This window comes from Pseudomonas fluorescens (genome assembly GCF_001648775.1).
GTDB classification, from domain to species: Bacteria; Pseudomonadota; Gammaproteobacteria; order Pseudomonadales; family Pseudomonadaceae; genus Aquipseudomonas; species Aquipseudomonas fluorescens_M.
Genome location: NZ_LVEJ01000026.1, coordinates 117,555 through 138,084, shown reverse-complemented (window position 1 = coordinate 138,084; position 20,530 = coordinate 117,555). Strand labels below are relative to the sequence as shown.

18 protein-coding genes and 1 pseudogene are annotated in these 20,530 nt (G+C 59.8%); 8 read left to right on the top strand and 11 right to left on the bottom strand.

What is annotated here, in order from left to right:
* Positions 1-687 precede the first annotated feature (687 nt).
* Positions 688-1,059: a DUF6124 family protein gene (locus A8O26_RS23485; RefSeq protein ID WP_064120102.1), complete on the top strand. Its 372-nt coding sequence runs from the start codon at positions 688-690 to the stop codon at positions 1,057-1,059.
* Between the two features lie 156 nt (positions 1,060-1,215).
* A pseudogene (gene relB / locus A8O26_RS23480) lies at positions 1,216-1,401 on the top strand (type II toxin-antitoxin system RelB family antitoxin); the annotation flags it as partial.
* Between the two features lie 160 nt (positions 1,402-1,561).
* Here the strand turns inward: relB (A8O26_RS23480) and A8O26_RS23475 are convergent.
* The 7 genes from A8O26_RS23475 to A8O26_RS23450 all read right to left on the bottom strand — a co-directional run bounded on the left by A8O26_RS23475 (position 1,562) and on the right by A8O26_RS23450 (position 8,559).
* Entirely contained in the window at positions 1,562-1,990 is a 429-nt protein-coding gene (locus A8O26_RS23475; RefSeq protein WP_081265249.1) for a hypothetical protein, read from the bottom strand.
* Between the two features lie 144 nt (positions 1,991-2,134).
* Positions 2,135-2,428, bottom strand: a complete 294-nt coding sequence (locus A8O26_RS29570) for a type II toxin-antitoxin system RelE/ParE family toxin (RefSeq protein ID WP_081265248.1) — start codon at positions 2,426-2,428, stop codon at positions 2,135-2,137.
* Positions 2,409-2,615 carry a type II toxin-antitoxin system RelB family antitoxin gene (gene relB, locus A8O26_RS29565; RefSeq protein WP_081265247.1) on the bottom strand — a complete coding sequence of 69 codons (207 nt, stop codon included), beginning with the start codon at positions 2,613-2,615 and terminating at the stop codon, positions 2,409-2,411. The genes A8O26_RS29570 and relB (A8O26_RS29565) overlap by 20 nt, the downstream gene beginning before the upstream one ends.
* Positions 2,616-2,925: 310 nt before the next feature.
* Positions 2,926-4,377: a curlin gene (locus A8O26_RS23465; RefSeq protein WP_064120100.1), complete on the bottom strand. Its 1,452-nt coding sequence runs from the start codon at positions 4,375-4,377 to the stop codon at positions 2,926-2,928.
* Positions 4,378-4,405: 28 nt separating this feature from the next.
* Positions 4,406-4,870, bottom strand: coding sequence for a curlin (locus tag A8O26_RS23460; RefSeq protein ID WP_064120099.1), 465 nt, complete (start codon positions 4,868-4,870; stop codon positions 4,406-4,408).
* A 72-nt stretch (positions 4,871-4,942) separates the two neighbouring features.
* Positions 4,943-7,177: an Ig-like domain-containing protein gene (locus A8O26_RS23455; RefSeq protein WP_064120098.1), complete on the bottom strand. Its 2,235-nt coding sequence runs from the start codon at positions 7,175-7,177 to the stop codon at positions 4,943-4,945.
* A 35-nt stretch (positions 7,178-7,212) separates the two neighbouring features.
* Positions 7,213-8,559 (bottom strand): hypothetical protein, encoded by a 1,347-nt coding sequence (locus A8O26_RS23450; protein WP_064120097.1) that lies wholly within the window; start codon positions 8,557-8,559, stop codon positions 7,213-7,215.
* Positions 8,560-8,980: 421 nt separating this feature from the next.
* Between A8O26_RS23450 and A8O26_RS23445 the strand changes: the two genes are divergently transcribed.
* From A8O26_RS23445 to A8O26_RS23425, 5 genes are all read left to right on the top strand, one after another.
* Positions 8,981-10,429 (top strand): ATP-binding protein, encoded by a 1,449-nt coding sequence (locus A8O26_RS23445; RefSeq protein WP_064120096.1) that lies wholly within the window; start codon positions 8,981-8,983, stop codon positions 10,427-10,429.
* 166 nt (positions 10,430-10,595) lie between these two features.
* Positions 10,596-13,403: a multicopper oxidase domain-containing protein gene (locus A8O26_RS23440; RefSeq protein WP_064120095.1), complete on the top strand. Its 2,808-nt coding sequence runs from the start codon at positions 10,596-10,598 to the stop codon at positions 13,401-13,403.
* A 17-nt stretch (positions 13,404-13,420) separates the two neighbouring features.
* On the top strand, positions 13,421-14,500 hold the full coding sequence (locus A8O26_RS23435; RefSeq protein ID WP_155740680.1) for an SCO family protein: 1,080 nt from the start codon (positions 13,421-13,423) through the stop codon (positions 14,498-14,500).
* A gap of 94 nt (positions 14,501-14,594) precedes the next feature.
* On the top strand, positions 14,595-16,088 hold the full coding sequence (locus A8O26_RS23430) for a sensor histidine kinase (protein WP_064120093.1): 1,494 nt from the start codon (positions 14,595-14,597) through the stop codon (positions 16,086-16,088).
* Positions 16,057-17,487, top strand: coding sequence for a sigma-54-dependent transcriptional regulator (locus A8O26_RS23425; protein WP_064120092.1), 1,431 nt, complete (start codon positions 16,057-16,059; stop codon positions 17,485-17,487). The genes A8O26_RS23430 and A8O26_RS23425 overlap by 32 nt, the downstream gene beginning before the upstream one ends.
* Positions 17,488-17,646: 159 nt before the next feature.
* On the opposite strand, the gene A8O26_RS23420 is transcribed toward A8O26_RS23425, so the two are convergent.
* From A8O26_RS23420 to A8O26_RS23410, 3 genes are read right to left on the bottom strand one after another with little or no spacing between them, the layout of a single operon-like run.
* On the bottom strand, positions 17,647-17,994 hold the full coding sequence (locus A8O26_RS23420) for a hypothetical protein (RefSeq protein WP_064120091.1): 348 nt from the start codon (positions 17,992-17,994) through the stop codon (positions 17,647-17,649).
* 56 nt (positions 17,995-18,050) lie between these two features.
* Positions 18,051-18,359: an addiction module antidote protein gene (locus tag A8O26_RS23415; protein WP_064120090.1), complete on the bottom strand. Its 309-nt coding sequence runs from the start codon at positions 18,357-18,359 to the stop codon at positions 18,051-18,053.
* 2 nt (positions 18,360-18,361) lie between these two features.
* Positions 18,362-18,655 (bottom strand): type II toxin-antitoxin system RelE/ParE family toxin, encoded by a 294-nt coding sequence (locus tag A8O26_RS23410; RefSeq protein WP_064120089.1) that lies wholly within the window; start codon positions 18,653-18,655, stop codon positions 18,362-18,364.
* 205 nt (positions 18,656-18,860) lie between these two features.
* On the opposite strand from A8O26_RS23410, the gene A8O26_RS23405 reads away from it, so the two are divergent.
* A complete protein-coding gene (locus tag A8O26_RS23405) occupies positions 18,861-19,658 on the top strand; it encodes a class I SAM-dependent methyltransferase (RefSeq protein WP_064120088.1) in 798 nt (265 codons plus the stop codon).
* Positions 19,659-19,778: 120 nt separating this feature from the next.
* Here the strand turns inward: A8O26_RS23405 and A8O26_RS23400 are convergent, their stop codons facing one another.
* On the bottom strand, positions 19,779-20,471 hold the full coding sequence (locus A8O26_RS23400; RefSeq protein ID WP_064120087.1) for a hypothetical protein: 693 nt from the start codon (positions 20,469-20,471) through the stop codon (positions 19,779-19,781).
* Positions 20,472-20,530: the final 59 nt, after the last annotated feature.

Genomic DNA, 20,530 nt, shown 5'->3' with positions numbered 1-20,530 from the left:
GTTTGCTTCGCTGCACCTCCTCTCGCTGTGTTTGGCTGCGCCAAACGGTCGCTGCGCTCCCACCCCCGGATCAATCCCGGAACGAAGCCTTCCGACGTCGCCCGTGGATCAAGATCAAGATCAAAAGCAGGCGAGCTGACACTCGCCCTATTGAGTGGTGAGGAGCGCGGGTGTTCGGCTTTTGATTTGCGTTGTTGCTGCCCCTCACCCCAGCCCTCTCCCGAGGGAGAGGGAGCCGATTTGTGGGCCGTTCAAAACCTGAGTTCGACTCGGTATTTCACGTCGGCGTACCTTTACCAAACCACTCGGTCAGTCCCCTCTCCCTCCGGGAGAGGGCTAGGGTGAGGGCTGCGATCTGAAGTGTGTTTAAAGAAGTGTCTGAATCGGCGGAACCTTCCCACAAGGTTTTCAGGTTGTCCGTCGGACGTCTGGTCTCTAGCCTGTGTTCGTCGCTGCCAATTCAGCGACCGGGCATGGAAACCCGAAGACACGAGAGAGCAGATACGCCTTTCATAACGTATGCTTGCGCACTTTCATTGTGTGCACTCTGTTATGGCGGTTGTGCGCGGGAGACATTCGTGTCTGCCGGGTTGCTCTCTCCCGGATTTCCAGCCTGCGTACAGCTGCCACCCATTTTTCCTGGAAGTCGAATGGGCCAGCTGCAACTATCAATGAGAGAGAATCACCATGAAAAAACCAACACCCAACCCCCCAGAATCAGACGCCGACACCACATCCCCCTACGCCTCAGTCGACAGCAAAAAACTCCACGAAGCCGCCGACCGCGCCCTCGATTTCTACCTCAACCCCACCGCCCACATCATGTCCAGCGCCAACGAGCCGGAACCTATGTACCTCGCCAACCCCCGGTACAACACCGAATCCCTGCTGGCCAACGCCAGCGAAACCCTCGGCTCGGCCAGCGAAATGCTCATCAACTTCGCCGCCTCCCTGGAAACCTCGCATCGCAAGACAGCACTGGGCATCGCTCAAGTTGTCATGCTGGGCGAACTGGCGGTGAATCAAGCGCTGGATCACGTCGAGTTGAAGGATGGCTGATTGATCGTTCCCACGCTCTGCGTGGGAATGCAGCCCTTGACGCTCTGCGTCAAATTCGCGAGTTGGAACGCGGAGCGTCCCGAGAGGCATTCCCACGCAGAGCATGGGAACGATCAAGAACAGAAACCGCGTTTTTACCCTCAGTCCGGAGGCACCATGGATCCCCTGTTTTCCACAACCATTGCAGAGTTCGAAAGCGAAGAGCAGGCCGCCAGCTACGACCGCTGGTTCCGTGCCAAAGTCCAGAAATCGCTCGAAGACCCGCGCCCCAGCATTCCGAATGAGCAGGTAATGGCAGATATGAAGGCGTTGATGGCCGAGCTACGGATCAAACATGAGGCTCTTGAGGCTTTGCGCGAAGAAGCCACGACGCCCCACATTGATCGTTCCCACGCTCTGCACGGAAACGATCAAAACTTGAGACCTCGATCACGTAGAACTGCACGCTTAAGCGCCCTCGCCGCACGCTGGAACTCTTTTTACAGAAAATGACTGCAGGTTCTTAGAAAGAAACACAGGTTCCAAAGTAAACCTCGTCATTGATCATGTAATTGAATGGCTTTTTTTCACCATCCACAAACTCCATTACATTCAGGGCAGTGACGAGTGTCCCAGGAAATTTTTGAGAGGCTGTAATTGCAGAGACAACCTTGAAGGAGTTTTCAGAGCTTCCGGGATCGATAACCTTTGGTTTTGAGTTCAATGAGTTTTTCAGGGTGCCGATGGTTACTCCTGAGGCTCGATCAACAGTGAATTGTCGACCTACGAAGACTTTGTTGAGTAGTTCGTAAGTAGATCCGACATCACCTGTGGCCTGCGAAACCCGCTCTATCGTGCAGATATAATCATCCGTATCAGTTCCGGCGTTAGCGTTGCTGCTCAGTGAAAATAGGAGCAATGGACAGAGTAGGGTGAGTAGAGGCGCTCTCATCTTTGCTCCTTAATATTTGGTTTGACGAGAATAGATCACCCAACCATTCCCCGTTTCCTTTTGAAAAGTAGCTGCACAACATTATCTGTTCCCAATAAAAAACCGCGCTCCTGAAGGCCGCGCGGTTTTTTGTTGATGAATGGCTTAGAAAGAATCGCGTCTCGGATACTCCTGACGCGCATGCAGAACGTTCACGATTTCGATCCGATCTGTCACTCGATAAATGATCAGATAGCTGGAATTTACGACGATCTCCCGAGTGCCGGTGATCCGGCCTGATCGATAGAGATAGGGATGATCAGGAAGATAAGCTATGGCCTTTCCAACTGCCTTCAATATCTCCTTGGCTGCCCCAACATTCCTTTCGACTATGTATTCGAGCACTGTTACCAGCTTCGCCCGCGCTTCGGGCCTCCACTCAATCGGCCTCGAAACCATTGTCTTTTGCCTTGATCAAGGCATGTATCTCGGCCATTACGTGTTCATGCGAAAGATTCGGGCGCGGATCATCGAGAGACGCTTGTACTTCCGCCCTGAACCAGCGGTCATAACTCGCAGCCTGTTCTTCAGGATCAAGATCCGAGACGACTGGGCACAGTGGGTCAATCATCTTTGGGTCGATCATGGCACCTCCGGGATCAATGCCTGGAAGTCTATTCGGTAAGGGGAATGTTGTCGTGGTTGTCTGGATGAATTGCACGTTGGTCGAGCTCCTTTGAGTTCAGGTTGTCCCGAAAAATCCTAGTCCTTGCGCTTCCGACGGCCAACCGCCAGAGGTAGTAGGAAAACGTGCAGCTTTTCCAGAAACCATTCCTTTTTCTGTAGGACGTGGCTGATCTGACGCTTTAAAGAACGCGTGTCGTTGATCTGTCCTACGGACACAAAAAAACCGCGACCCCCTCACCAGAGAATCGCGGCCCTTCAACACCCAACCCCTACTGCTGCAACACCGTCGCCTGGTTAGCCGACCCAAACTGCTGAATATTCGCCGTCTGCGTAACCCCACTCTGATCGACATTGGCAATGTTCCCCGTCCCGCCCTGGGTCACATACGCCACGTTCATCGTATCCGCCTGCTTCACCGTGATCATGTTGTCACTGCCATACAACTGGGCGGTATACGCCTGGTTCCCTGACCCCGACTGATCGAAATCAGCGCTGTTACCCGTGCCATTCGAAGACCCCTGCACCAGGTTGCCCGTCCCGCGCTGATCCGAGATCAAAATGTTGTCGCTGCCATTCTGATCAAAATACAGCTCGTTATACGACTCCGCCTGACTGACCGTGGTCTTGTTGCCAGTCCCGGTCTGATGCGTGGTCATCACGTGTCCGACACCATCCTGAGTGAAGCTGGCGATGTTGCCATTGCCCGCCTGAGTAACCGTCGCGCGTTGGCCACTGCCGAACTGGCCGCCGGCTTGCGGGCCTTTCCAGTTGCTGGCGTAGACCTTGTTGTCGTTGCCCACCGAGGTGGCGTTGAGCACGTGGCTGTCGCCGTTCTGGTAGGTGAAGTGCACGTTGCCGTTACCGACTTGGTACAGCGCCAGCGTCGAATTGACCGACTCAAACTGATCGGCGTAGATGGCGTTGGTGTTGCCGACCTGGGTGACGGCGGCGTTGTTGTTTTCGCCGAAGCTTTGGTCGACCACGGTTTCGTTGCTGTCGCCGTACTGGTTGACGGTGGCTTGGCTGGCCAGTTGCGAGTCTTGCCAGATTTCCGTGCCGTTGAGGTTGCCGAACTGGTTGATGGTGATATTGCCGCCGGTGCCGTTGCGCTGATCGCCGTAGGCGTAGTTGCCTTCGCCGGCCTGGTTGATGCCGATCTGGCCGCCGTTGTGCAGCACTTGTTCGGCGGTGCCGTAGTTGGCGGTGCCGTACTGGGTGATCACGGCGCTGTTGCCGCTGCCTTCATAGAGTTGCTCGATGTTGGCTTCGTTGCTGTCGCCGAACTGGAAGGTTTTGCCTTCGCTGCCGTTCTGCGAGTCCTGATAAATGAACGAGAAGTTGCCGGTGCCTTGCTGCTGTTGCAACGCGCTGTTCGGTGAGCCGAAGCCCAACGACTGGCTGGCATGGGCGGTGTTGAAGGCGCCGACCTGTTGTTGGGTGATGGTCGCGTTGTCTTCGTAAAGTTGTTCGGCGTAACCGGCGTTGTAGTCGCCGACGGCGTCCTGGGTGATCACGCTGCTGGCGTGGTCTTGCACGGCGGCGGCGTCGTTGCCCTGGCCCAATTGGGTCTGGGTGGCGGTGCTGAACGGGGCCTGGGTCTGTTTCACGTCGGCGATGTTGGCGGTACCGACCTGGCTTTGGTTGGACAGGCTGTCGTCGGCCATCGCCTGGGCACTGATCATGACCAGGATGGCGGCGGTGAGGGGCGTCAGTTTGAACATGATTGAACTCTCCGATGATTTGCAGTGCTTAGCGGTATTGCTTGACCGAAACGCTCATGCCGTTGCCCGACTGGGTCACGGCGCTTTGCAGCCCCGCGCCGGCCTGCTCGATGCTGGCGTCGTTGTTGTTGCCGTTTTGCGAAATCTGCGCGCGGTTGTGGCTGCCGTTCTGCGTGATCGAGGCGGCGTTGCCGGAACCGGTCTGGTTGATCAGCGCCATCAGGTCGCTGCCCTGTTGCAGGATGTACGCCTCCTGATTGCTGCCCGACTGCACGATCTGCCCGAGCAGCGACTGACCGTTCTGTTGCAGCAGGGCGACGTTGGCCTGGCCGAGTTGATCGATCAGGGCTTGCTGACCCACCGGTGGGGGCAGTTCGCCGAGGTCGCTGCTGGTCGGGGCCAGGTCGTCGTTGTCCATCAGGTCGTCGGCGCGCACACCTGCAGTACTGCACAGCAGGAGCAGGCAAAGCAGGGCGGCGGTCGGCGTGTTCATGGTTCACATCCTGTCAGGCGTTAACCGGTTCGAAGTCGGCTCCAGCCACCCGAGAGTGGCTGGGGATCTGGCTTACAGCGTGGTCACCGAGACCGTGCGCACGGTGCCCTGGGACGAGCGAATCGTCGCGGTCGGGTTGGCCGATGGCACCACCGTCGTGTTGTTCAGCGTCAGCCGCCAGCGTCCGGTGACCGGTACGGTGGTGGTGCCGAGGGTGACCAGCCCGGTCGGGGTGGTGACCTGCACGGTGATGGTGTTACCGGTGGTCACTGACGAGGTGCCGGTGAAGTCCCAGTTGAAGCGTCCGCCGGAGCGTGCCTGTACCGTCGATGCGGTCACGGCGAAGGTTTCCGCCGCTGGCCGTGGCGACACTTGCACGGTGACTGTGGCTGGCGTCGACAGGGCGCCGAAGCTGTCCCGGGCGATGTAGGTGAAGGTCGTGGTGAACGCCGTGGTCACGGTGGCCGGTGGCGTGTAGGTGATCAGCGTGCCGTCAGTGCTGACCGTGCCACGGCCAGCGGCCGGTTGGGTCAGGCTGGCGACGCCCAGCGGCACGTTGCCTTCCGGATCGGTGTCGTTGGCCAGTACGTTGATCGGGATCGCGACGCCCAACGTGGCGACGCTGTCGGCGACGGCGGTCGGTGCCCGGTTTGGCGCAACGGTGATCGTCACGGTCGCCGGGTTGGCCGAGGCCAGGCCTTTGGCGTCTTGCGCCTTGTAGGTGAAAGTCGTGGTCAGCGGCGTGTTGACCACGGCTGGCGGGGTATAGACCACAGCGGCGGTACCGCTGAGGGCGACGGTGCCTTGGCCCGCAGCAGGTTGAGTCAACGCAGTGATGCCCAGTGGGTTGTTGCCATCGGGATCGCTGTCGTTAGTCAACAGGCTGAGGGTGATCGGCACGCCGAAGCTGGTGCTGCCGGTGTCAGCATTGCTGATCGGCGCCTGGTTTTCACCGGTGTCCGGCGCAGTGCCGACCACGACGACAGCCTCGGTATCGCTGCCGCCGGCGGCGGATTTCACCGTCACGGTAGCAGGAGGCTGAGTCAGGTCGGCGACAGTGATGCGTTGCAGCGTGCCGGTCTTCGACAGACGTCCGTAGCCTTGCGCAACCATGTCCGGGATCGCCACTTCATCGGTCGATGTCGCTTCGATCAGCAGGCTGTGATTGGCCCAGCTGTAGCGCGCTGTTTGCACTTTCACCACGTCGGTGAGTTTGGCCGACACCGAGGTTGGGCGCGTGGTGCCGGCCGGGTTGGTTGCGGTCACGACGACGACCGAAGGCAGCGTGCCGGTGCCCAGGCGCTGACCGAAGAACAAACCGGTGTTGTCACCCGTCAGACTGGTCTGGCATGGCGTTAGTGGCGGGCCGGGCAGCAGCGCTACGGTTTCACGGAAGCACAGAGTCGAGCTGGCGTCAGCCTTGGCGAACACTTCGGCACGCACACCCGCCGAAGTGCGGCGATAGGTGGCGCGGTCGATGTCGACATGGGTTTGCTGACGGCTGTCGAGCACTTTGCCGGCGACGGTGAACAGGGTGGTTTGAATGGTTCCTGCGCCGGACGGCCCGACGATGCGCACGAAGTTGGTATTGAACGGGCTGCCGGTCACCGCTTCGGTGAGGTTCGGGTCGCCGACGAAAGTTTCGACGCCGCCGGTGTCCGGGTTCACTTCGGTGTAAGGGCCGTTGACGCTGCGCAGGAACGGGCCGATGGCGCCGTTGAGCGTGCCGCTGAAATCGCCCGGCGCACCGATGCCGATGTCCTTGGTGATGTTGATCGCGCGCCGCCCAGGGGTGGTGACGTTGACCGTTTCCACGCCATACGGGTGAGTGATGATGTAAGTGCCGGCCACGGGCACGTTCACCCGAATGCGGATCCGCGCAAAACTTTGCTGATCGCCGTCCGCCGGGTTTTCCGAGGCGAACGCCGCTTCGATCCCGGCGACATACGCGTCCATGCCAAAACCGGCGCCGTTGTTGGGGATGTTGGTTTCGGCGAGGAACCAGAAGGCTTCCGGCGGCCAGTTGTCGGGGAACACCATCGGCAGGCTGTCGTCGAAGATGCCCGGTTCCGGCAGCAGGGTGCACATGTAGGCCGGTGGCGTGGTGACGCCGACGCGCGAACTGGCGGCGCGTGACTGGCACAGCTCCATCGACAGGTTATTGCTGTCCTGATACCACATCGGGAATTTCCCGGTGGCGAAGGTGTAGGGGCCGGGGTCGACGGCGGCGAGTTGCGCATAGGCACTGCCGGTCAGCGAGAGAGCGAGCCCGAGCGCGTTGAGCGCAAAGCGTGGCCACTTGTTCATGATGCCTCCTGATGCGGATCTGGGCATGTGAGCGTTCATTGCACGATGATCACTTCTTCGGTGTCGCTGCCGCCGTTGGACGACGTCACGCGCACCTTGGCCGGTGGTATCGGCGAGATCCCGGTGGCGAGGCTTTTCGCCGCGCCGTCGCCACTCAGCGCACCGATCGCGGCGCCGCTGCCGGAGGTGGCGGTGAGGACCGGCGGCGAGGTTTCGTCACTGGTCGAGGCCACTACGGTCAGTTGTCCAGAGCTCAAGCTGTATTGGGCGCTCTGGATCACCACCAGGTCGGTCAGGGTCATGGGCAGAGTGGTCGGCGTGCTGCTGGCGATGGCCAGGTGGTTGTCGGCGGTCACCTGCAAAACGCTCGGTACGCTCGGGTTGGCCGACGATTGCGCGTACCAGGCACCGGTGGAGTTGGCTTCGGTCATGTTCAGCACCGGGGTGAAACTGGTCACGGCGACGGTGCCCGGGGCTGGCGGTGCGAGGACGAACACGTCTTGTTGGGCCACCGGTGCGCTGGTCCCGGCTTTGCGCGAATAGGTGCTGCGCTGGGTGATCATCGGTGTAGGCCGAACCACGGTCGACAACTTGCCGGAGACCGCGAACGTGGTGGAACGCAGGTCGATCCCGCCGGGGCCTTCAATGCGCACGTAGTTGGTGTTGAACGGACTGCCGGTGACCGCCTCGCTGAGGTTCGGGTCGCCGACGAATTGCTCGGCGGCGCCGGTCACCGGGTTGGTCTCGGTGTACGGGCCGTTGACGCTGCGCAGGAACGGGCCGATGTCACCCTTGAGCGCGCCGTCGTAGGTTTTCGGCGTGCCAATGCCGATGTCGCGGGTCATGTTGATCGCGCGGCGACCGGGGGTGTCGATGTTGAACACGTCGACGCCATACGGGTGGGTAATGACGTAAGTGCCGGCGGTCGGCACATCAACGCGAATGCGGATCCGCGCGAAGCTGACTTGATCGCCCTCGACCGGTTCTTCGGCGGCGAATGCGGCTTCGACCGCGCTGACGTAAGTCAGGTCGATTCCGCGCGCAGCATCAACCAGGGTGGTCTCGCCAGTGAACCAGAACGCTTCATCGGGGAAGTTGCTCGGGAAGGCGATGGGTTGGGTGTCGTCGAACACGCCGGGGGTTGGCAGCAGCGAGCACATGTACGACGGTGCGCCGGGAGCGCTGGGCACCCGCGAGCTGAGTGCTTTGGACAGGCACAGATCCAGGGTGCGACCGTGGGTGTCCTGATACCAACTGGCGAAACCGCCGTTGGCCGGTGCGTAAGGACCGGGGTCAACAGCGAACAAAGCGGCCTGGGCAATGCCCTGGGCCAAGGCGCTCACGACCAGGACAGTCGCGGTTTTGGACAGTAAAGGGTGCATGAGTTAATCCCTCTATCAAAGTACCTGCCCCTTGGGGGTGGGTCAGTTGCAGAGGGCCTGTACACCTTCCATGCCAAGGTGTGGTGGATGGGCGGGAGAGGGCCGGGGTAGAGGGGTTTTGCGGTTGGAAAGCGCTGGATGGGATAGCTGGGGAAAGGGCGTCATTCCCCAGAATCGGGGACGGTGGGGGATGACCACTGAACATCTGTCGGATAAAGAACCTGTGGGAGCGAGCTTGCTCGCGAAAGCGGACTTCCTGTGACGAAAGTATTGACTGACCCACCGCTTTCGCGAGCAGGCTCGCTCCCACAGGGTTTTGTGTTGTTTGTGGGGCGGTGTTATCGGGTCGATATCCCCGCAACCGGGCAAACCCCCACCCGTGGGCTATAACCCTATAGGGACGTATCGGGAAGTCGCCGCCATGAACATGCAGTCAAAATCGCTACCGGTCGAGGAGGGCAATCTCCGATTGAGCTCGCGCAAGCAGTCGTTCAACCTGCTGCGCTGGTTTTCACTGATCAGCATGGCGGTGATCGGCACTGTGGCCGTGGCGCTCGGGGCGGTCTCTACACGATTCGTGATCGAGGAAAGCGTGCAGCGCGATGCCTTGCTTACTGCGCAGTTCATTCAGGCCATCGCGTCGGCCGAGGTGCGCCACGTGTCCATTCCCAACGTGCGAACCATGGGCGAGTTGCTCGATCCGCGTCAGGACAAGAATTTCCCCGATGTCGACCCGCAGGCCCGGGCGGGCGCGCGGGGCGAATTTCTCGATCACATTGAACACTTGCCGGACGTGATCCTCGCCAACATTTATGCGCCGGATCGCCAGGTGATCTGGTCGACCAACCCGGTTCTCATCGGCACCAGCATCCATGCCGACGAAGACCTCGATCGCTCCTTCAACGAAAAAATTCCGGTGTCCGCCAGCTACCACGACGTCGACAAGGCCCGTGAAGAACAGAAGTTCATTATCCCGCCGGATTACATCTTCATCGAAAACTACATCCCGCTGTTCGACGCCGAGGGCAAGAACGTCACGGCGATGGTTGAAATCTACAAGGAACCCAAAGACCTGATCGCGCGCATGGAACGTGGGCTGACGCTGATCTGGCTGGCCACCGCGCTTGGCGGCGGGCTGATTTATCTGGGCCTGTACTGGATCGTGCGGCGCGCGGCGATCCTGCTCGCGGCCCAGCAAAAGCAACTGATCGCCAATGAAACCTTTGTCGCGCTGGGCGAGATGTCTTCCGCGGTGGCGCACAGCCTGCGCAACCCATTGGCGACTATCCGTTCCAGCGCCGAACTGGCGCTGGAGTTCGACGCCGGCCCGGCCGAGAAGAACATCAAGGACATCATCGGCCAGGTCGACCGCATGTCGAAGTGGGTGCGCGAGCTGCTGCAGTCGTTGCGTCCGCTCAACGATGATCCGGAACCGGTGAACCTCGTCGCCGCGCTGCACGAAAGCCTCGTCGCCTTCGAGCAGCAGATCGCCCGGGCCGGGGTAAAAGTGGTGTTCCATCCGCAGCACACGCCAATGGTGCTCAGCCAACCGGTGCAGTTGACGCAGATTCTCAACAGTCTGCTGGCCAATGCACTGGAGGCAATGGACAAGGGTGGCACATTGACCGTCAGCCTTGAGCCGAGCGATGACCGTGGTGTGTGCGTGGTGCTCAGCGACACCGGCAAAGGCATGAATGAAGAACAACGGACCATGGCCTTCCGGCCATTTTTCACCACCAAGTCCGGTGGCCTCGGCGTTGGCCTGGTGCTGGTCAAACGCATCATGGAACGCTTTGGCGGCGGCGTGACCCTCGACAGCCGCGAAGGCGAGGGCACCACCGTTCGTCTGGCGTTCCAGCTGGTGCCGTAAAACCGCGAAAATTCGCTGAACTTCCCCCACCAGTGGGTGTCAAGCCCCGGTCACCGGGGAGTGGGGAAACCCACAGCTCCTGCAAGTCCCTGTTACAACTGGAAATAATTTCTTGGCGCACTAGTTGCAAAACACCATCACCCCTTCCTTGATGAGGCGGCTGGTGATGGACAGAACAACGCGTGGCCCAAGTAACACCTTTCTGCTGACGCCTCTTAGCGTCTTTCTGATGTTGACCCTCGGCACCATGGCCGGCGTTCGCGCCAGCCCCATTGATGACGAACGACAGCCAGAAACCTCCGACCCGTCGGCATACTACGACGAACCGGCAGACGAACCGACGGCGCTTAATGCCATCCTGACTATGCCCGAGGCCAACGAAGATTCTTTCGACTTGCCCGACGGCGTCAAAGGCAGTCGCGACTCGACCCGTACGGAAAATATTCTGCCGCCGACCGTGCAGACCAGTTTCAACTACCCCACCAACGGCAAGCCGAGCCCGCTCTATGGCGCGCAGCCGTTCACCCAGCAGTTGACCCTGTTCGAAGAGTTCGGCCCGGAAAAACTCGACCCGACCACCCCGGCCGCGCTGCTGCCATTCCCGCCGGCGGCGATTGGCCCGGCACCCGCGCAAGACCCGAACAACGTCGCCCGCAGTGCGCCGCCCGGCACTGCGCTGGATGCGTTCCTGCGCCAACCGGGGCTGACGCCATTCCCCAGTCAGTTCTCCAACGTCGTCGACCGCAACCCGTGGCAGGCGCAAATCGAAGTGTTCCTCAACCGCCACATCGGCTCGTCGGCCGAAGGGCGGCCGCCAGGAAAAGGCTGGGCGCACCAGCGCTGGAACGAGTTCTACCCGCAAGTCGCCTACAAAACCGCGCAGACCGGCGCGCGCCTCAATGGTGGTCTGCGTGACAGCGTGCAAATGCACCATTACGCGGTGGGCGAATTCGGCCCCGGTGGCCTGTACCACAACGTCGCGGGTGTACCGCTGACTGACGGTACGGCGAAAGGCGTCGATCCGCGTTTCCACCCGGCCATGCCCGTGCAAAACCACAACTCGGTGTGGACATTCGACGGCACGCTGCCGCCGAAACTGTTGATGGTGCGCTACGGCCAACCGGTGATGATGCGCCACTACAACGGCTTGCCGATCGATCCGTCGGCCAACCGTGGTTTCGGTCTGCACACCATCAGCACCCATGAGCACAACGGCCATGCGCCAGCGGAAAGCGACGGCTATGCCAATGCGTTCTTCTTCCCCGGGCAGTTCTACGACTATCGCTGGCCGATCCAGCTCGCCGGTTACGACAGCATCAACACCAAGGCCGAAGACCCGCGCGCGGCGTTCCCGTGCGCTCCGGGCGAAACCCTTTGGGTCAACGACCTGGCGCCGGCGAAGAAGACCTGTGACCACGGCACCATCAAGATCCGCGGCGACTGGCGCGAGACCATGAGCACCCACTGGTTCCACGACCACATGCTCGATTTCACCGCGCAGAACGTCTACAAGGGCAACGCGGCGATGATGAACTACTACAGCGCCCTGGATCGCGGCAACGAGTCGGTCAACGACGGCGTCAACCTGCGTCTGCCCAGCGGCAGCGCCTTGCCGTGGGGCAACCGCGACTACGACGTCAACCTGGTGTTCGCCGACAAGGCCTGGGATCAGGAAGGCCAGTTGTGGTTCAACCCGTTCAACACCGACGGCTTCATCGGCGATCAGGTGATGGTCAACTGGCAGTGGAAACCGGTCCTCGACGTGCGCGCACGCAGTTATCGCTTCCGCATCCTCAACGGCTCGGTGTCGCGCTATTTCAAACTGGCTTTGGTGCGCGAAATCAAGGGCAGCGGCGGTGAGTTCCAGGGGCCGAAAAACTCCGGCCTGTCGTACAGCCGTGTGCCGTTCCACATGATCGCCAACGACGGCAACATCATGGAGCACAGCGTACCGTTCGATGGCTCGATGGATCTGGATGCTGACGGCGACAAACAGAACCACAACGCGATCCTGCCGACCCAGGGCATCGCCGAGCGCTTCGACATCATCGTCAACTTCTCGAAAAACGGCATCAAGCCCGGCGACAAGCTGTTCTTCCTCAATCTGCAGGCACAGGACGACGGCAAAGGCCCGAAAGAGATGATCTCGCTGGCTGACGTGCTCTCGGAGAAATACCTGCCGGTGATCAAGCAGACCAGCAAAGGCCCGCAGTGGGACAAGGGCGATCCGGCGGTGGGCAAGGTCTTGCAGCTCAACGTCAAGGCTTACACCGGTCAGGATCTGGCAATGGACCCGGCAGCGTATGAACCGGCAAAACCCGGCAAGGCTGAAGGGCTGGTGATGATTCCGCTGAAGATTCACCGCGACAACGCTGCCGACAAGGCGCTGCTGGCCAAGGCTCGTCACCGCACCTTTACCTTCGGCCGTTCCGACGGCACCGATGAGGCACCGTGGACAGTCAAGACCGATGGCGGCTTTGGCTACCACATGGACCCACGTCGGCTGAACGCATCGACCCAGTTGTCCAGTGGCCCGACCGATGCCGGTGTCACCGGGTTCGGCACCCTGGAGGTGTGGAACATCAAGGCTGGCGGCAAGGGCTGGAGCCACCCCGTGCACGTGCACTTCGAAGAGGGGATCATCCTCAGCCGCGGCGGCAAGGCACCGCCAGAGTGGGAAAAGTGGGCGCGCAAAGACGTCTACCGGATCGGTTCCGAAGCCGATGGCCTGGACAACGTCGAGATGGCGATCAACTTCCGCGAATTTGCCGGGACCTACATGGAGCACTGTCACAACACCCAGCATGAGGACAACTCGATGCTGCTGCGTTGGGACCTGGAGAAACCCGGACAACTGCAGTTGATGCCGACACCTCTGCCGAGCTGGGACGGTGTGCGCTACGTCAATTCCGCCGCGCTGCCAACCTTCCGCAACGGTGACGGTATGGGCCCACAAGTGACCGTGAAAAAATGAACAGGGAGCGCGCCGTCATGCCAACCCATACTCCGCGCTCCCGCGCGCTGGGCATGCACCTGGTGCTGATGCTGGTGGTCTGTGTGCTCGGCAGCCGTGTGCTGCTGGCACATCAGGCCAGCGTCGGCGAACCGCCAGCGGTCAGTGAATCCGCCACCCCGTGGGGTGGCGACTATTTCCCCAACACCCTGCTGACCGATCAGGACGGTCGGCAGGTGCATTTCTTCGATGACCTGATCAAAGGCAAAGTGGTGGTGATCAACTTCATCTTCACTTCGTGCAGCGACTCCTGCCCACTGGAAACCGCACGCCTGCGTCAGGTGCAGAAACTGCTCGGCGATCGCGTCGGCCAGGACATTTTTTTCTACTCGATCAGCATCGACCCGCTCAGCGATACCCCCGAAGTGCTCAAGGCCTATTCGCAGCGCTTCAAGGTCGGCCCCGGCTGGAAGTTTCTCACCGGCGAATTCGAGGACGTCACCGACCTGCGCAAAAAACTCGGGCTGTTTATCGAAGGCGTCGACAACGGGCGCAACAAGGATCACAACCTCAGCCTGATCGTCGGCAACCAGACCACCGGGCGCTGGATGAAGGCCTCGCCGTTCGAGAACCCGTGGATCCTCGCTGATCAACTGGCCAACACCTTGCAGAACTGGAAACAGCCAAGCATCGAAGAAAGTTACGCCGATGCCCCGGACATTCGTCCGCCGAGCAATGGCGAAGAACTGTTTCGCACCCGCTGCGCTTCGTGCCACAGCCTCGGCCCGCAGGACGGCCAGGGTATCGGCATGCGCAGCATTGGCCCCGACCTGATCGGCGTGACGCGCAATCGCGACGGCAAATGGCTGAATCGCTGGATTCGCGAACCGGATCGCCTGCTCGCGGAAAAAGACCCGATTGCCCTGCAACTGTTTGAGCAATACGAGCGAATCCCGATGCCCAACCTGCGCCTCGACGAGCCGTCCGCGCAGTCGATCATCGACTTCCTCAGTGAAGAAACCGAGCGTCAGCATCCGTCCACCAACGCTATGGCCGACGGTGGGTTGACGCCAGTAAAACCGGGCGATCCAGCCGCAGCGGTGAGTCGTATGCAGTAGCGGCGAAATAGCATCATTGAACCGTGTGTCGCGGTCAGAGCCACCTACACTGATGGCTGTAAGCGCTTCGATACAAAAACTCCAGGGCACTCCCATGCAGCGACTGGAAGCACAAAAAGCACCTGCGCCGGACACCCCGGCCGCAATGGGCAAGAGTTGGCGCGAACAGTTCAATCTGCTGCGCTGGTTCTCGCTGGCGAGTTTTTTCATCATCGCCGCTGTGGCGGTGGGCCTTGGCTATATCTCCACGCGCTTCGTCGTCACCGAAAGCGTTGAGCGCGATGCGTTGCTGACTGCGCAATTCGTTCAGGCTATCGGCGCGGCGGAAATACGCCACGCCGGTATCACCCCGGCGCGAACCATGGGCGAAATGCTCGACCCGCGCCAGGACGACAACTTTCCCGATGTCGATCCCATTGCCCATGCAGCCGCCCGCGCCGAGTTCCTCGACCATGTCGAACACCTGCCGGACGTGCTCCTGGCCACGGTGTATGCGCTGGATCGCACGGTGATCTGGTCGACCAATCCGGAACTGATCGGGGTCAAATTCGAGGATGACGACGAGCTCGACGAGTCGTTCGAGATGAAAGTCGCGGTGTCCTCCAGTTACCACAAGATCGACGATGAGAAGCCCGAGCAACGCCTGCTGCGCGAGCCGAAATACCTGTTCATCGAGAACTACATTCCGATGTTCAACGCCGACAAAAGCAAAGTCATCGCCATGGTCGAGATCTACAAGGAACCGGCGGATCTGGTCGACCGCATCGACCGGGGATTTGCCTCGATCTGGGCGGCGACCTGCTTCGGCGGCGCGGCGATTTTTCTGGCGTTGTTCTGGATCGTCCGCCGCGCGGCGAAATTGCTGCAGAGCCAACAACAGCAGCTGATCAGCAACGAAACCTTTGTTGCCCTCGGCGAGATGTCCTCGGCGGTGGCGCACAGTTTGCGCAATCCGTTGGCGACCATTCGTTCCAGCGCCGAGCTGGCCCAGGAAATCGCCAGCCCCGGTGCGCAACGCAACATTGGCGACATCATCAGCCAGGTTGATCGGATGTCACGCTGGGTCCGCGAGTTGCTGGTGTCGCTGCGGCCAATGAATGACGACGGCGAGGCGGTGGATCTAGTGTCAGCGGTCGAAGACACACTCGGCGCGTTCGACGCGTTGATCAAACGCAGCAACGTCGAAGTGCGATTCAGTCCGCAGAATTGCGCGCCGGTCGTCAGTCAAAAGGTGCTGCTCACGCAAATACTCAATAGCCTGTTTGCCAACGCCCTCGAAGCCATGCCCAAGGGCGGTGTGCTCACCGTCGAGTTCGAATCGCCGCAACCCGACAGCGTGCGCCTGACCGTGATCGACACCGGCAAGGGCATGAGCGCGCCGCAGCAACTGTTGGTGTTCAAGCCGTTTTTCACCACCAAACAGGGCGGCCTCGGGGTTGGCCTGGCGTTGGTCAAAAGAATCATGGAGCGGTTTCAGGGCTCGGTCGTCTTGACCAGCAAAGAGCAGGAAGGAACCCGCGTCAGTCTCAACTTCAAAGTGGCATCGGGAGGGGAATATGGAACACAGCATTCTGCTGGTCGAGGATGACGAACTGCTGGCCGAAAATATTCAGACCTACCTGGAGCGCAAGGACTTCGAGGTGACCGTCTGCCATTCGGCCGAAGACGCGCTGGAGCAGTTGGGCAGCTTCATGCCTGACATCGTGCTGACCGACAACTCGCTGCCGGGCATGAGTGGCCACGACCTGATCCAGAAGCTGCGCATCAGCGCGCCGGATCTGAAAGTGATCATGATGACCGGTTACGGCAACGTTGAAGATGCGGTGGTGGCGATGAAGGAGGGCGCCTTTCATTACGTCACCAAACCGGTCGCGTTGGCGGAACTCAAACTGCTGCTCGACAAGGCCCTGGCCACCGAGCGGATGGAGCGCACGCTGTCGTTCTACCAAGAGCGCGAAGCGCAGAAATCCGGGATACAGGCGTTGATTGGCGACTCGGCGCCGATGCAGTATCTGAAGAACACCATCGGCCAGTTGCTCGATGCTGAGCGGCGCATGGCCAACACCGATCTGCCACCGGTTTTGGTCGAAGGCGAGACCGGCACCGGTAAAGAACTGGTGGCCCGAGCGCTGCACTTCGACGGGCCGCGCAGCAAAGGACCGTTCATTGAATTCAACTGTGCGTCGATCCCGTCGAATCTGGTGGAGTCGGAGCTGTTCGGGCATGAGAAAGGTGCGTTCACCGATGCCAAGGACCGCCGCGTCGGGCTGGTGGAGGCGGCGGATGGCGGCACGCTGTTTCTCGATGAGATTGGCGAAATGGACTTGCTGTTGCAGGCGAAGATTTTGAAGTTGCTGGAGGACCGCACCATTCGCCGCGTCGGTTCGGTGAAGGAGCGCAAGGTCAATCTGCGGGTGATCAGCGCGACCAACTGCAACCTTGAGCAAATGGTTCAACAGGGCAAATTCCGCCGTGATCTGTTTTTCCGCTTGCGGATCATTTCGATCAAAGTGCCGCGGCTGTATGCCCGTGGCGAGGATATTTTGCTTTTGGCGCGGCACTTCCTCGCCAGCCATGGCAAGCGCTATGGCAAGCCGAATCTGCATTTCAGCCAGCAAGCGGAGGAGTTGCTGCTCAGTTACACCTGGCCGGGCAACGTGCGCGAACTGCGCAACATGCTCGAACAGACCGTGCTGCTGGCGCCGAGCGACACCATCGCCGCGCATCAGCTCAACGTGTGCATGAGCCTGGTCGACGAGCCGCCGCTGCATATTCATGAAGCGCCAATGCACTACGAACCGCGCCCGGCGAGCAACACCGAGTCGATGAACCTGCCGGAAGTCGAGCGCGACATGGTGCGCAAGATGCTCGACAAGACCGACTGGAACGTCACCAAATCCGCGCGCCTGCTGGGCCTGAGCCGCGACATGCTGCGTTATCGCATCGAAAAACTCGGCCTGGCCCGGCCGGATAAACGGCAGTGGTAAAAATGCAGATGTCCAAGTCGATACAACCCCCTGTGGGAGCGAGCTTGCTCGCGAAAGCGGTGTGTCAGCCAACATCAAAGTGACTGATCCACCGCTTTCGCGAGCAAGCTCGCTCCCACAGGGTTATCTGGCGTCTGCAAAATTTTTGGGCAACCCGAATCAATGCTGCTGCCGACTCAAACACTCAAGCAAACACCCAGGATCCAGCACCTCGTCGTTCACATAAATCCCGCGCTCGGCATCGTACGTGCGAATAAACACCCGCACCGTCGCATCCGCCACCGTCGGCAATTGCGAATCGTAGAACTCGTGATCACCCGGAATCACCACAAAATCCTGTGGCGCCGTATCGTCGTAAGGCTTGGGCGGCGTGGAACTCAGTGAATACGGGGCAGGGTGGGCGAAGGGCTGGTTGGGCCCGTAATAATTGAAATTGCTGTCCAGCGCTTGCGCCTGTGTGGCAGCAAGCAGACAGCCGGTCAACAACAGCCGAGCGAGCATTTGCATGGCGGCACCTGCGAGTGCGGTTTTCCCCAAGGCTATTAACTATAGCTGCCCGGAATTCAAACAACCGGGTGATTGATCGCATGCCCCGGCTGTGCGTAAAGATCGATGCCGAGGGCATGCATAACTTTCAAAACCGTTTCGAAGCGCGGCTTTGCGCCGGGCGCGAACGCCTTGTACAGACTTTCGCGACCCATGCCAGAAGTTTTGGCTACCTGCGTCATCCCGCGCGCCTTGAGCACATAGCCGATTGCGCGAAGAAACTCTTCGTTATCCCCGTCTGCAAGAACCTGGGACAGGTATTCGCTGATGGCTTCGTCACTGTCCAGCAATGCTGCCACGTCGAAATTCGTTAACGTCTGGCTCATGGTTAAACCTCCTTAGCCATTTTTTGTGCGCGTCGGATGTCTGCGCTTTGTGAAGACTTGTCGCCTCCAGCCAATAGAACGATGACTGCACCGTTACGCATCGTGAAATACACCCGATAGCCTGCACCCACATCTACACGCATTTCAGATACGCCATCACCCACCGATTTAACATCGCCGAGATTTCCTGTTGAGGCCCGATCAATGCGACGTGCGATGGCTACTTTTGCCCGCAGGTCTCGAACAGAACGGTGCCAAGCCTGGAAGGCTGCTGTTTGTTGAATAAGATAATCCATTGCCTGACTGTATCCAAGTGGATACTTTTGCGCAGTCAGCTAAGTCGTCCATCAAGCCTTGAAATATCGTTGATATTTGTAGGCAAGAACTTCCTCATTTGTAGGAGTTGCCACGAGGGTTGGCTTACAAGTTTGCAACAACCGCAATTACCGGGCTGATCTAGACTCGGATCCGCTCAATCACGAGCATCGTCCGGAGTGCGCCATGGAAGTGCCTAACAATAAAACCGCCATCGAGAGCAATCGACAGGCGTGGAACGATTCCGCCCGCCATCACCAGGATTCGCCTGACTGGCAGGCCTTGCTCGGCGAGGTCGCGCAGGCGGATTTCTCTTGCCTTGATGAGACCTTGAGCGGGTTGCTGGAGGTTGACGGCAAAGAGGTGATTCAACTGGGCTGCAACAACGGCCGTGAGAGCCTCTCGCTGTTTGCGCTCGGTGCCAGAAGCGTGGTCGGTGTCGACCAGTCAGCGGCGTTTCTTGAGCAGGCCCGCGAGCTGAACAAGCGTTCACCGCACAACGCCGAGTTCATCGAAAGCGATATCCATCATTTGCCGGCGTTGTTGCACAATCGCTTCGATGTGGCGCTGATCACCATTGGTGTTTTGAACTGGATGCCGGACATCGGTGAGTTTTTCCGCCATGTCGCTTCAACGCTGAAGCCGGGTGGGCAACTGGTGATCTACGAAACCCATCCGTTTCTGGAAATGGTCGACCCGGATGCGGCAGATCCTTATCGCCTCGCCAGTTCGTACTTTCGCGCCGAGCCGTTTGTCCAGGAAGAGCCGATTGTCTATGTCGGAAAGGTTGAGCAGCAGGCGGCGAAGTCGTATTGGTTCGTGCATAACCTTGGCGCCATCTTCAGCGCTGCCATTGCGGCGGGGCTGAACATTGCGCACTTCAAGGAGTATGCGCATTCGAATCGGGAAGAGGTTTATGACCGGTATCTGAATCAGGAAGCGCAGTTGCCGATGTGTTTTACCTTGGTCGCCAGCAAAGCCTGAATCGTTCATTGCCTTCACTGGCCCCTTCGCGAGCAGGCTCGCTCCCACATTGGATCTGCGCCGAGCAAAAATCCAATGTGGGAGCGAGCTTGCTCGCGAAGGCGGCCTTTCAGATGCGAATCAAGCCCGCGCCGCCGCACTCACCACCGGCCGCCCAGGTTTACGCAGCGGTTCCAGCCGCGAACCCTCATACCGCGTTTCGCGGAAAAACTTCCAGCGACCGAACAAGCAATAGACGTTCATCACACGCCCCTGCTCGTGGTAACCCATACGGATATGCAGCTTCAGCGCCGGAATATTGTGCGTCTCGCAAACATCCACCACCTTGTTGCAACCCTGTGCCGCCATCGCCTCCCAGAGCGCCACCTGCACGTCCACCGACAGGCTGCTGCCGAAATACGCGCGGGTCATCTCGCCGCCGAATTCAAAGAACTCACCGGGCTTCACCGGGAACGTGCAGCCGTAGTAATGACGGTCGTGATAATCACGCAGGCTGCCCCAGATAAACCCGACCGCATGGCCGTCAGCATCGAGGTACATGTGCCCGGTGTGACCCTCGGCGGCCAGCTCGGCCATGGTCTCCACGCGGTCACCAAAATGCTTGGTGAACGCGATGGCATTCTCCGGGGTGATGTCGACTTTGCGCAGCCCGTCGTAAGGACGCAGTTTGTGCGGCGGCACCGGGCTGACCAGGTCGCGCTCCATCCACAACAGTTCCCAATGGAAGAACACGTAGCGTTTCCACAACGTGCCAAAGGTGCGGCCGAGGCCTTTTTGCCGGACGCGTTCTTGTAGTTTTTCGATGACGCTCATGATGCCCTCCGTGGCCGTAGCCCGGGTGTTGTGGATGGTGCTTTTGAGGGTATAGATCA

Bases quoted from the DNA above. Each gene is read 5' to 3' on its own strand.
- A8O26_RS23485 (WP_064120102.1), top strand. From the start codon at position 688: ATGAAAAAACCAACACCCAACCCCCCAGAATCAGACGCCGACACCACA.
- A8O26_RS23475 (WP_081265249.1), bottom strand. From the start codon at position 1,990: ATGAGAGCGCCTCTACTCACCCTACTCTGTCCATTGCTCCTATTTTCA.
- A8O26_RS29570 (WP_081265248.1), bottom strand. From the start codon at position 2,428: ATGGTTTCGAGGCCGATTGAGTGGAGGCCCGAAGCGCGGGCGAAGCTG.
- relB (WP_081265247.1), bottom strand. From the start codon at position 2,615: ATGATCGACCCAAAGATGATTGACCCACTGTGCCCAGTCGTCTCGGAT.
- A8O26_RS23465 (WP_064120100.1), bottom strand. From the start codon at position 4,377: ATGTTCAAACTGACGCCCCTCACCGCCGCCATCCTGGTCATGATCAGT.
- A8O26_RS23460 (WP_064120099.1), bottom strand. From the start codon at position 4,870: ATGAACACGCCGACCGCCGCCCTGCTTTGCCTGCTCCTGCTGTGCAGT.
- A8O26_RS23455 (WP_064120098.1), bottom strand. From the start codon at position 7,177: ATGAACAAGTGGCCACGCTTTGCGCTCAACGCGCTCGGGCTCGCTCTC.
- A8O26_RS23450 (WP_064120097.1), bottom strand. From the start codon at position 8,559: ATGCACCCTTTACTGTCCAAAACCGCGACTGTCCTGGTCGTGAGCGCC.
- A8O26_RS23445 (WP_064120096.1), top strand. From the start codon at position 8,981: ATGAACATGCAGTCAAAATCGCTACCGGTCGAGGAGGGCAATCTCCGA.
- A8O26_RS23440 (WP_064120095.1), top strand. From the start codon at position 10,596: ATGGACAGAACAACGCGTGGCCCAAGTAACACCTTTCTGCTGACGCCT.
- A8O26_RS23435 (WP_155740680.1), top strand. From the start codon at position 13,421: ATGCCAACCCATACTCCGCGCTCCCGCGCGCTGGGCATGCACCTGGTG.
- A8O26_RS23430 (WP_064120093.1), top strand. From the start codon at position 14,595: ATGCAGCGACTGGAAGCACAAAAAGCACCTGCGCCGGACACCCCGGCC.
- A8O26_RS23425 (WP_064120092.1), top strand. From the start codon at position 16,057: ATGGAACACAGCATTCTGCTGGTCGAGGATGACGAACTGCTGGCCGAA.
- A8O26_RS23420 (WP_064120091.1), bottom strand. From the start codon at position 17,994: ATGCAAATGCTCGCTCGGCTGTTGTTGACCGGCTGTCTGCTTGCTGCC.
- A8O26_RS23415 (WP_064120090.1), bottom strand. From the start codon at position 18,359: ATGAGCCAGACGTTAACGAATTTCGACGTGGCAGCATTGCTGGACAGT.
- A8O26_RS23410 (WP_064120089.1), bottom strand. From the start codon at position 18,655: ATGGATTATCTTATTCAACAAACAGCAGCCTTCCAGGCTTGGCACCGT.
- A8O26_RS23405 (WP_064120088.1), top strand. From the start codon at position 18,861: ATGGAAGTGCCTAACAATAAAACCGCCATCGAGAGCAATCGACAGGCG.
- A8O26_RS23400 (WP_064120087.1), bottom strand. From the start codon at position 20,471: ATGAGCGTCATCGAAAAACTACAAGAACGCGTCCGGCAAAAAGGCCTC.